Annotated in this window: 9 protein-coding genes and 1 pseudogene; 7 read left to right on the forward strand and 3 right to left on the reverse strand. The window is 63.1% G+C overall.

Annotated features, from left to right (window positions below):
* Positions 1-580 precede the first annotated feature (580 nt).
* From AC3WTE_RS30935 to AC3WTE_RS30950, 4 genes and pseudogenes are all read left to right on the forward strand, one after another.
* The gene (locus AC3WTE_RS30935) at positions 581-1,261 is read left to right on the forward strand and encodes a hypothetical protein (RefSeq protein ID WP_492443321.1); all 681 of its coding nucleotides are present in this window, start codon (positions 581-583) and stop codon (positions 1,259-1,261) included.
* A gap of 74 nt (positions 1,262-1,335) precedes the next feature.
* Positions 1,336-2,649: pseudogene (gene dnaB / locus AC3WTE_RS30940) on the forward strand (replicative DNA helicase); the annotation flags it as partial.
* Between the two features lie 683 nt (positions 2,650-3,332).
* On the forward strand, positions 3,333-5,207 hold the full coding sequence (locus AC3WTE_RS30945; RefSeq protein WP_492443323.1) for a hypothetical protein: 1,875 nt from the start codon (positions 3,333-3,335) through the stop codon (positions 5,205-5,207).
* Positions 5,204-5,935 (forward strand): hypothetical protein, encoded by a 732-nt coding sequence (locus AC3WTE_RS30950; protein WP_492443325.1) that lies wholly within the window; start codon positions 5,204-5,206, stop codon positions 5,933-5,935. The genes AC3WTE_RS30945 and AC3WTE_RS30950 overlap by 4 nt, the downstream gene beginning before the upstream one ends.
* Before the next feature lie 23 nt (positions 5,936-5,958).
* Here AC3WTE_RS30950 and AC3WTE_RS30955 read toward each other — a convergent pair whose 3' ends face one another.
* The gene (locus tag AC3WTE_RS30955) at positions 5,959-6,426 is read right to left on the reverse strand and encodes a hypothetical protein (RefSeq protein ID WP_492443326.1); all 468 of its coding nucleotides are present in this window, start codon (positions 6,424-6,426) and stop codon (positions 5,959-5,961) included.
* 325 nt (positions 6,427-6,751) lie between these two features.
* On the opposite strand from AC3WTE_RS30955, the gene AC3WTE_RS30960 reads away from it, so the two are divergent.
* Both AC3WTE_RS30960 and AC3WTE_RS30965 read left to right on the forward strand, forming a co-directional pair.
* Positions 6,752-6,997, forward strand: coding sequence for a hypothetical protein (locus AC3WTE_RS30960; protein ID WP_492443328.1), 246 nt, complete (start codon positions 6,752-6,754; stop codon positions 6,995-6,997).
* 66 nt (positions 6,998-7,063) lie between these two features.
* Positions 7,064-7,381, forward strand: coding sequence for a type VII secretion target (locus AC3WTE_RS30965; RefSeq protein WP_492443330.1), 318 nt, complete (start codon positions 7,064-7,066; stop codon positions 7,379-7,381).
* On the opposite strand, the gene AC3WTE_RS30970 is transcribed toward AC3WTE_RS30965, so the two are convergent.
* On the reverse strand, positions 7,358-7,972 hold the full coding sequence (locus AC3WTE_RS30970; RefSeq protein WP_492443336.1) for an exonuclease domain-containing protein: 615 nt from the start codon (positions 7,970-7,972) through the stop codon (positions 7,358-7,360). The two genes, AC3WTE_RS30965 and AC3WTE_RS30970, sit on opposite strands and share 24 nt — an antisense overlap.
* Before the next feature lie 225 nt (positions 7,973-8,197).
* Between AC3WTE_RS30970 and AC3WTE_RS30975 the strand changes: the two genes are divergently transcribed.
* On the forward strand, positions 8,198-8,395 hold the full coding sequence (locus AC3WTE_RS30975) for a hypothetical protein (RefSeq protein WP_492443331.1): 198 nt from the start codon (positions 8,198-8,200) through the stop codon (positions 8,393-8,395).
* Positions 8,396-8,583: 188 nt separating this feature from the next.
* Here AC3WTE_RS30975 and AC3WTE_RS30980 read toward each other — a convergent pair whose 3' ends face one another.
* Positions 8,584-9,606, reverse strand: a complete 1,023-nt coding sequence (locus AC3WTE_RS30980) for a helix-turn-helix domain-containing protein (protein WP_492443333.1) — start codon at positions 9,604-9,606, stop codon at positions 8,584-8,586.
* Positions 9,607-10,147 lie beyond the last annotated feature (541 nt).

Below are 10,147 nucleotides of genomic sequence, written 5' to 3' on the forward strand. Positions count from 1 at the left end.
TGTTTGCCGCCAGCGTCGAATCCCGAACACCGCTGCCCAACGCCGGGTACGGCGGGATCCAACCCCGCGCCAGCGTGTGGCCTTCGCTGACGCCGATCTTGTTGCTGCACGTGTCCGCAACGATTCGGCAGCGCAGCAGCTGCGAGGAGCTCGTCGCTGGGTCCTGGCCGCCGTTGTGACGCTGCTGTGCGACCGCTGGTCCAAGGTGGCCGACAACCGGCTGCGGTTATCTCAAGTCTCCGAGGAGATTCGGTCCCTTCGTGGTCGCATCTACCACGTCAAGACACTCGGCCGAGCGCTCGCCAGCCTCGCCGACGCACAGCTGCTGACTTACGATCCCGCGCAGGGCCGTGGAGGGTTTGCTGTTGTCGCGATCCATCCGAGATTTCTTGCCAATGTCGAGCCGCTTCAACGCGATTCTCAGGGCCTGGTGATCGCCAAAACCGTCACCTTTTCTGAGCCGCATCCCTCTATAAGCCAAAAGATAAACCTCCCTACCCTCCGCACCGCCCGAACTGTTAGCGATTTGTCAGGCACCCGACCAATTGAGGTCGATGTTCGCTCGGATGAACTTCGCCAGGTGCTGCGGCAGCTGCCCGAGTCACTCGATGGACTGCCGGGACACCTGCGGTGGCGGCTCGGCGCCTCGGTCCGGGCGCAGCTGGCACGGGGGTTCACCCCCCAGCAAGTGCTTGCGATCTTGCACGCACCGGAACCTGAAGGGCTCCAACGGCCCTGGAAGCTCGCCATGTGGCGGCTGGCACAGAACCTGATCGGCTCAGGTCCCCGACTGCGGCCGCTGCAGGCCGCGTGGGACCGTGCGCAACGCTCGACCGCGTTGCAGGCCGCGGCCGCGGCCACCGCCAGCGGATATGCCGACGTGTGCGCTGTCACCACCGAGGCCGACCGCACCCGACTACTCCAGGCCCACGCGGTGAAATTTGATGTCACCCGCATCCCCGATCCGGCAGTGGCCTTGGCCAGTGCCCGCCGCAGAGCCAGGATGATGTTCCCAGGCGTCGCACTCAAAGTGGCCCTGATGCGATGGGCCGATGACGTTCTCGGGGCAGTGACTCCTGCCGCGGCTGAATGCGACTTGATCACAGACCTGGTGACCGCGGGCCGATGCGTGCAGTGCGACGACAGCCGTGGTGCTGTGCGGCCACAGATGCTGTTGCCGGTCCCGGTCTGCGACACATGTTGGGACGGCGTACGGGATAGTTTCGACGACAACGCACGTGCACTCGGCTCGGTGGCGTGATGCCGGCGCTGGATGAGCGGCCAGGCCGTCGCCGGCCCGAGCGGGATACGGTGCCGGACAGTGGTTTCGAATCCCGCCGACCGCCGCATGACGAACTGGCAGAACAGTCAGTGCTCGGCGGGATGCTGATGAGTAAGGACGCGATCGCCGACGTCCTGGAGCGTTTGCGGCCCGACGATTTCTACCGGCCCAACCACGCCACCGTGTACGACGCGATTTTGCACCTGTACGGCCAAGGCGAGCCGGCCGACGCGGTCACCGTAGCCGCCGAGCTCGACCGGCGCGGCCTGCTGACCCGGATCGGAGGCGCCCCGTACCTGCACACGTTGATCGCAACCGTGCCGACGGCCGCCAACGCCGGCTTCTACGCCGGCATCGTCGCCGAGAAAGCCGTGCTGCGCCGACTGGCGGAGGCCGGCACCCGGATCGCGCAGTACGGCTACGACGGTGCCCAGGGCGCCGATATCGCCGCCGTCGTTGACCGCGCCCAAGCGGAGATCTACAACGTCACCGAACGCCGCGCGGCCGAGGACTACACCGTGCTCGATGACCTGCTGCAGCCCACCATGGATGAACTCGACGCGATCGCCTCCGGCGGCAGCGGCAAGGGCATCTCCACGGGTTACACCGACCTCGACGAGGTCACCAACGGTCTGCACCCAGGCCAGATGATCATCGTGGCCGGTCGCCCCGGACAGGGCAAAAGCACTGTGGGACTTGACTTTCTGCGATCATGCTCTATCAAACAAGGCCTACCCAGTGTGCTGTTCAGCCTCGAGATGAGCAAGTCAGAGATCGTCATGCGTCTGCTCAGTGCCGAATCAGGCGTCAAGTTCGACGCGATGCGTAAGGGCCGCATGAGCGACAACGACTGGACACGAATGGCGAGACGGATGGGCGAAATCACCGAAGCGCCCCTCTACATCGACGATTCACCGAATTTGACCATGATGGAGATCCGCGCCAAAGCGCGCCGGCTGAAGCAGAAGACCGGACTGCGGCTCGTCGTCATCGACTACCTGCAGCTGATGAGCTCAGGTAAACGCGCCGAAAGCCGACAGCAGGAAGTGTCGGAGTTCTCCCGCTCAATCAAGCTGCTAGCCAAAGAACTTGAACTACCCGTTGTGGCGATCAGCCAGCTCAACCGCGGGCCCGAGCAGCGAAACGACAAACGCCCACAAGTCTCGGACCTTCGCGAAAGTGGAAGTCAGGAACAAGATGCCGACATGGTCATCCTCCTGCACCGCCCCGATGGCATCGATCCATTCGACCCTCGCGCCGGCGAATGCGACCTGATCCTCGGCAAGCATCGAGGGGGACCGACGGCCACCATATCGCTGGCACACCAACTCGACAGATGCCGGCTTGTCGACATGGCGCGAGGGTAGACCCTCAATCTATTTACGTTATAAGACTGAGGGTGTAACCTGAGGGTCTCGTCATTTCCGGGCCTGGATGGAGGCAGCTGTGCGAATTGCTTGTCGCGGCGGGAAGGTGACAGGCTTCCGCTATCTCGCGCTTGGCGCTGCACGCTCGGCATCTGTCGCGTCTGGGTTACCACTGAAAGCGTTGCGCCCCAGCGTTTCCGTCGATGCGCCACCCGAGGTCGCCGGCGACCCAGATGCTGTTGCGTTCGCGGCCGGGCAGATGCTTGATCACTGCTCGCAGTCCGCTGATGAGGCGGCATGATGGTGACCACGTGCAGACCTCAGTTCGTGACAGCGGCCAGGTTGAGGGATCTCCGGCTACAACGCCCCTGGCCCGGGAAGGATGTGGCCATGGTGGATCGTCAGAAGCGATCCCAAGAGGAGCGACGTCGCTACACCGAACGTCGGGCTGAACGCACCGCGGCCACCGCCGCCCGGGGTGGGGCACGCTGGACCATATCCGATGCCCGCGTGGCTCTGGACCAGTCCTTGAGCGTCCCCGAAGCCGCATTGCGTGTCGGCCGCACGGCCACGGCGGTAGAAGTACTGCGCGCCAAATGGCGTCGCGGGCAGCTTGCTTCAGCGCTTGCAGCGCAGGTCCCACCACCACCCAAACGTCCTCCCGTCCGAAAGGAAAGCGGAAAGTGAGCGTGTACCGCATCAGCAGAGGGTCCGAGCACTTCGTGCTCGTCGACGATAAGGACGGCGAGATCCCCGACCTGCTCGACTGGATCATCAGCGATCACTGCCAAGGGGCGTCGGGGACTCTGATGACCCGACAGGACGTGGTGAGGCGGATCGGAAAGGCGCTCCCGGACGACTTTGTCGACGAGGACTTCACGGTCGGCGACCTGGATAAGGGCGGCCAGCGCGCCTGGATGGAGACGACGGTCCAGGCCTATTTGGCTAGCGCTCAGCGGGACGACGATGAACAACCAGTGGCGGCGACCGACAGCGCGGCCGGCGCTGTCGCAGATGCGTGGACGTACAAGAGCCGGCAATGGGATGACGTGGAGTTCTCCGGGGCAGACGACCGCGTGCTGATCGTCACCAGTCGCGGCACAGTCACTCCCGCAGGCCTGGTCGTTGCGCCGCCGCTGGGTATACCGGAGAACCTCACTCGCCTGGGTATCAAGTACAAGTGGGCGGCCGGGGAGGACGAAGCAAAGCCTCAAATCTGGGTGACTGGACAAGCCTTGCAGGACTTGAAATTTCCGGTACCGAAGGCGGGCGACAAGGTGAAGCTGGAGGACGTCGTCGGGGACTTCTTCGGTTGCGAGGCCAAGGCGATCAAGTCGGGTTTCTTCAGCTGCTCGCTGACTTCGGAGGACCCGACCGAATGGAAGGACCGCAAGGTTGATGTGGTTCTAGTGCCCTACACCCATTCCGAGCCTTCCAAGTCGCGCCCCGCAGACCGGGGGATCGTCGGTGTTGTCGGTACATCGACCGTGCTCCCGGCCGATGAAGTCGCTGCCGCCCACGTGCTCGCTGACCGGATCGCCTGGCTCTACAGCCTCGAGGGAGCGCTGCCTGGGCCTCGCTGGTCCCGGGTGGGAGCGACCATCGCCTCGGCGCGGATGAGCAAAGCGCGACCGACCCGCAAGAATGACCCTGACGCCAAGCTGGTTCCCTGCCCATTACCGCCGCGTATTGCCAAGCGTGGCAAGCTCCCATCGCAGTGGTGGGATAAAAACAGCTGGTACCGCGACCATCGGCCGATGGGCGAAGGTGTCGATGTTGAACTCGATCAACAAGCCGCCTACCTTCCTTCGGCCGCAGGACTGTATTTCGGATGGGGGACACCGGAATGGCAGACCCCCGACCCCGAGTGGTTCGACTCGCAGCGCCCGCCCCAGGGCCTCTTTGAGATCACCACCCCACCGGCCGAAAAATGTGACGGGGTGTTACGGGAGCTGCCTGTGCCTCATCCTCGGATGAAGTGGAAAGAGGCCTCAACGTTCTGGGCCACCACCGTGGATGTGCAGCAGCTGACCGCCCACGTCGAGAACGGTGGGGCCGGACTGACGGCCACTGAACTCAACATTTCCGCAGCCTATGTCTGGCCCGAACAGCATCAATGGCTACGGCAGTTCTCAGAGACACTGCGGGTCGCGCTGGCCTCTGCGCGTGCTGTCGATCGGCTGGATTACCAGCAGATGATCCAGGCGATGTACAAGGCATTTTTCGGTCGCCTGCAGTCGGTGGGGGAGTCGCAGTGGAAGTATCCGCACCTAAACCTGGTACAACCTGCGTGGGGAGCATCAATCGAGGGCAAGACGCGTTGGCGGGCAATGGAATACGCTCGCCGTATCGGTCGCGACTTTGACCTGTACCCGTCTGAGTGCCTCGTCGACGCGTGGTTTTACCGCATTCCCGAGGATATGGACCCACACGTGCTCGAGGACCCGCTGCGCGAAGATGGCTCGCGCGGCAATGGAACCTATCGCCTCAAGTTTGATGACTTGATCGACGGCAACGACGAACCGATCGCCGGCGGCGATGAGCCTGACGACCAATGAGCATGGACTTCTGGGACCTGCCTGGCAGCAGCCCCGAACCTGAACCTGAGTCAACGGGTTTCGCTGAAGCGATGCAGGCCCTCGAAGAGCGGCGCTATCAGGAGCTGGGCAGGCTGTGGCGGCGGGCACCTGAAAGGGTGCAGAGGGCCGAAGCGCGTCGGCGGGCCCGCAGCGAGATGGCACGTCGTATCGCCCAGCACACGAAAAAGAAACCGCTGGCTGACCGCACGATCGCGCGACGGGTGCGAGAAGACAAGCCGCCAGAGGGAATCGACAAGACGTGGCTGGATCGGTGGGCGACCATCGACCGCGCCGGTGGCATCAAGAACCTGGCTGACCAGATCGGAGCAGAAGAACACCAGGTGCGGCGCTGGCGTGACTCCACTGACCGGGCAGCGGAATTGCCCCGCCGGCTGCCACCCCCTGGCGTTCCCGTCGCGGGCGCCCAAACGGTTGGTGTCGAAGTCGAGGGGTACGTGGTGATCAACGGCAAGGAATACCCCAGGCGCATTCCCAGCGATCCCGACGCTGATTACGATCTTCTCGTCGTTGACCCGGCCGGCGATCTTATGGTCGCGTACTACAGCGGCGATGATGTAACCCTGAAGGAACTCCTCGGCGATGAAATCGCCATGCAGATCATCATTCCGACCTGGACGAACTTGCCGGCGACGTACCGCGTTAACTATCTCGTCGAGGATCTATTGCAGTTCCGGACGGACCTCTAGCTACTGATGAGGGATGACACTGGTCAGTCATCCATGTCAGTCAATTCACTGACATTGCCTGCCCAGTTGTACTGGCTCAGTGCATCGGCGTAGTTCTCCGCAACCCCGGTGATTCGAACCGAGCTCGACTGCAAGTTGGCGATGACCTGCGCGTAGCCCTCGGCGCCGCGGCGGTACGCGTCGGCGCCCTCCATGATGGCTTGAGTTGCCCTGGTCATCTCGCCCAGCGCGCGCTGAGAGTCCGCCAAGGCCTCGCGCAATTGCGCCTGGCCGGCCAACAGCAGTCGGTTGCTCTCTTGCGCTGATGTGAGTTGGGCTTGCACCTCCGCTTTACTAGCCCGTTCGGCGGCCAACTCGTCGCGCAGCCGCGACACCTCTGCGCTGCTGTCACCGGGAGCTGGAGCGCTGGGAATCTGGTCGACATAGACGTACCAGCGGAGCTGATTGGCCCGGACTCGGGCTCCACCAGCCAGCTCGCCCGATTCGATCATCTTCTGCACGGTGCGGTGATCTACCCGTAAGGCACGGGCTGCGTCGCGACCGCTCATCGTTGGCCGACGCGGATCGGGTCGGTGTTCGAGCGCCACGATCACCTCCCATCGGCCGCAGTGGTCGGAAGAAGCTCATCCTACAGCGTTGCGTGCACGATCAAACCACCAAGTGACATGCGGAAATGAGCGAAATTCGCACATACGACTACCAATTGGCGACGACACACCGCGCGCGGAATGCCGCGCACGGAGAAAGTCGGGCTACGATGACTTCAACATGTTCGGAAACCGAACAAAACACCAGGTCACAACGGAGGTAAGTGTGATGGCAACGTCAAAGACATTCGCCCCGAGCGCCGTGACTGAGCGGCCGCGGAAGAACCGTCGTGGCTCCGAAACCCGCCGCCTGGACAAACTGCTGTCGCTTCGGATGACCACGGACACTCGAGGCGACCTTGATGCGCTGGCCGCCGGTCTCGGCTTCAAGACCACTCAGGAATACCTGTGGTCTCTCGTCGGCCCCGCGCTGGAACAAGCTCGAGCCGACGGGTTGATCCAGCGCGCCAGCTAGGTGTAGTTGCCCGTCCCGAGTTAAGTCCTGTTGAGGACACCGACCCGGGGCGATAGCGTCGCGCGTATGACCCTTCGAGTCGATGGCGGAGACGTCCTGCGCTACGCCGAAGCCCATGGTTCGGCCGCCAGTCAAATACGTGTTGATACCCAGCCGGATCAGAGTCTCATTGCCGCTATGGCGGCAGGTTACGGTCCGGTAGGCGCCGAGCTGACCGCTGCCGTCGCCCAGTTTCAGACCGCACTGACCTCCTCTGGTGACCAGGTCGCGCAAAAGCACGACGACCACGCGGATGCACTACGCGCGGCCGCGAAGCGCTACGCCGATAGCGACCATGCGGGCGCTGAAGCGGTCAGAGCCTCAGGCGGCGCGCAGCGAGCGTGAAAGCACTGTGCCGGACAGTCTGTGCACTGACCGGATCGGTAGAGATACCCCGGACTCTGCAGCCATACAGAGGGCATGGTGCAGCACGCCGGTCAACACGCGTGCGTCATCGAGCGCGTCATGTGGCCGAGCCTGGTTCACGCCCCAAAACTTCGCCAAGGTAGCCAATTTGAAATTCTCAACGTCGAGGGTCAAACGGCGAGCCAGATCAACGGTGCACATGATCTTGTCGACCGGTAGAACGATGCCCGCCCGCGCGGCCTCCGCAGCGACGAAGCCGTAGTCAAACTCAGCGTTGTGTGCGACAAAGACGCTGCCGGCGAGCATTTCCGCGAGCTCGCCGGCAACTTCGTGAAATTCCGGCTGGCCGGCAAGCACTTCGGTGGTGAGACCGTGAATTGCAGTGGGACCGGGGTCAACACCGGGATTGAGAAGCACGGACATGGTCCGAGTGATCGCACCCTCGGCGTTGACCAACACCACCGCGAGGCTCAGGATGCGGTCACGGCTCGGGCTCATGCCAGAGGTCTCGACATCGACGACAGCCCACTGATGCGAGCTGGCAGGGTTGGTGTACATGACATCCAGCATCGCATTGCGCACCGACAATTCTTCTCGGTGCCGAAACGATAGGAACCATGTTGCGACACAAAGGAGTACAGGCAACCCACCGGGCCACTTCAATCACGTGTAAGCAGGGTCTTCAAGAGGACCGCACGTCCTGGTGTCGGATGAATTCATTAGAGGCGAGGCCCTGGTGTTCCCGGTTACTATGCGTTTGGGGGGCTTCGGCCCCGGAAAGGAGCACTTCCCCGTATGGCAATCGCTTCGCCAGATGAACCCCAGAAGCCGCACCACCAACGTGGGCAGCAGCTCAGCCAGGTCAGTCAGCAGATGTTGCAACAACCTTCGCCGCTAAGCGAGGTCGTCGCCCATCATTTATCCCAGATGGTCCAAATGCCCCAACAGCAGATGTCGCAAATCTCGACGCCTTTGAACCCGGAGGGCGACTAGACACGCGCATTCCCCGCGGCCAGCAAGCCGGTAGGGCGCGTTACCCGGCCCGGTCTGTACCCGGGGCTCCCTGTATCAGGTTGTGGCGGTGCATATTTCGGTTGAAGCCGTGTCGTTAGCAAGAAGGACCTCGAAGCAGGTTCACGCGCGCGTGAATGCGATTGACGCGGATGGAGCCGGGTACCCGGTCAGGATTCTTCGCCGTCGAGTGGATGCAGGCAGTAGCTGCTGATCGGGTCACTCCAGGCCTTCGTTTCACGCCCAGCGTCCGGGGACCCAGCCCCGCCGCCCCACACGTACGGGATCGGCTGCGCGTTTGCGACTTTCGCGAGCTGGGCCCGATCGAAAGGCTTGAACTCGGACGTCAGGGCTTCAATCCGCGCCCGCGCCAGCGGCTCAAGTCGCGCCGATTCTTCACCGCTGATCGCTTCGCCGCGCTCCCGCGCGTAGTCCCGCATGCGCTGCAGCTCGTCGTGCACGAGGTGGTCGCTCCAGTGCAGGCCCGTCGATTCCTCGGTGCCGAGCAGCTGCCCGGCTTCGCGGAGGTGGGACACCGCGTCAGCTACAACACCGGTGGCGATGCCGGCATCGAGCCCGGAGGCCGACACGGCGTACACCTTCCCGGTGTCAGTGAGGGATTCCACGCGCGCCGTCAGCGGGTCCAGTCCCGACGGCACTTCAGCGAACACTCCTGATTCTGAGACGGTCACGGTGTCGGTGCGGTGCTCCCAGTTCGCCCGATAGACGACGACGTGCTCCGGGGCGAGAGCGCCGTCGATGACCACGGAGCCGGTGGCCGTACTTCCGTGGCCGTAGGCGCCGAGGCGTGCATCGAGTTCCCCGCGCACGTGTGCCCACTTCTGCGCGCGGTCGGGGTCGGTGAAGACGGCGCCTGGTTGCTCGTCGTTCTCGTCGGCTTCGGTGCAGGCCGGATCGCGGGCGACGAGGGTGATGGTGTGCCCGGACAGGATGTCTGCGGTGGTGTCGGCGTAGCCGCCGGACCGGAGTGCGGCCGCGAGGACGACGGCGTAGGGCTGATCGAGGGCGACGGCGAGTGCGTGGATGGTTTCCGGACCGGGCATGCGGGTGGACCAGCGGCTGAGGGTGCTGGGGGAGACGCCGATGGTCTTGGCCAGCTGCTCACGGTTCATACCTCGCGCCGGCAGATGTCGGTCGATCAACTCGGACAGGGTGTCGAGTTCTTGAGTCATAGCCCGATCCTAGCATTGAGCGTCAAGTGATTGCATACTGCGTCAAGTTCAGTAGGCACCCGGTGGCCTCTCTTCAAGGCATCTTTTTGTGTGGGTTGGCTGGAATGTGTTGTGTTTGGATTGAGGGGTGGTGCTGTGGCTCGGTGTTTGGTTGCGGGCGTAGCCCGCTTTGGTGGGGAGTGTTATATGGTTGTGCTGCAAGGTGTTTGCGGTATGGGTTTGTTGCTTGCGGTTTGGTGAAAAGCGTTGGTAGTATTGATGTTATGAGCGACGGAGTCGCTTATAACGTTGAATGTTGTTGGTACATAAGGAAATGTGAATAGCGGCGAAGCCGCAATAGTGACAACACGAAAGATGCTGGAATGCAAAGTGATTCGGTACAGCAGAGCAAAGGGCGTAGCCCGAGCGAAGCCAACTCGGTAACGACGAAAAAGCAACGGGCACAACATAACTCGGCTGTCAACCTGACTGACGCGGCGCTAGCCGCGGGATGCCTTACGCCGGCGCTAGCCGGCGCTCTCCTCACGGCGAAGCCGGGGGG

The organism is Mycobacterium sp. FW102-FHT13B02, assembly GCF_058790275.1.

Coding starts and splice junctions, on each gene's coding strand:
- AC3WTE_RS30980 (WP_492443333.1), bottom strand. CDS start 9,606: ATGACTCAAGAACTCGACACCCTGTCCGAGTTGATCGACCGACATCTG.
- AC3WTE_RS30950 (WP_492443325.1), top strand. CDS start 5,204: ATGAGCATGGACTTCTGGGACCTGCCTGGCAGCAGCCCCGAACCTGAA.
- AC3WTE_RS30975 (WP_492443331.1), top strand. CDS start 8,198: ATGGCAATCGCTTCGCCAGATGAACCCCAGAAGCCGCACCACCAACGT.
- AC3WTE_RS30960 (WP_492443328.1), top strand. CDS start 6,752: ATGGCAACGTCAAAGACATTCGCCCCGAGCGCCGTGACTGAGCGGCCG.
- AC3WTE_RS30970 (WP_492443336.1), bottom strand. CDS start 7,972: ATGCTGGATGTCATGTACACCAACCCTGCCAGCTCGCATCAGTGGGCT.
- AC3WTE_RS30965 (WP_492443330.1), top strand. CDS start 7,064: ATGACCCTTCGAGTCGATGGCGGAGACGTCCTGCGCTACGCCGAAGCC.
- AC3WTE_RS30955 (WP_492443326.1), bottom strand. CDS start 6,426: ATGATCGAATCGGGCGAGCTGGCTGGTGGAGCCCGAGTCCGGGCCAAT.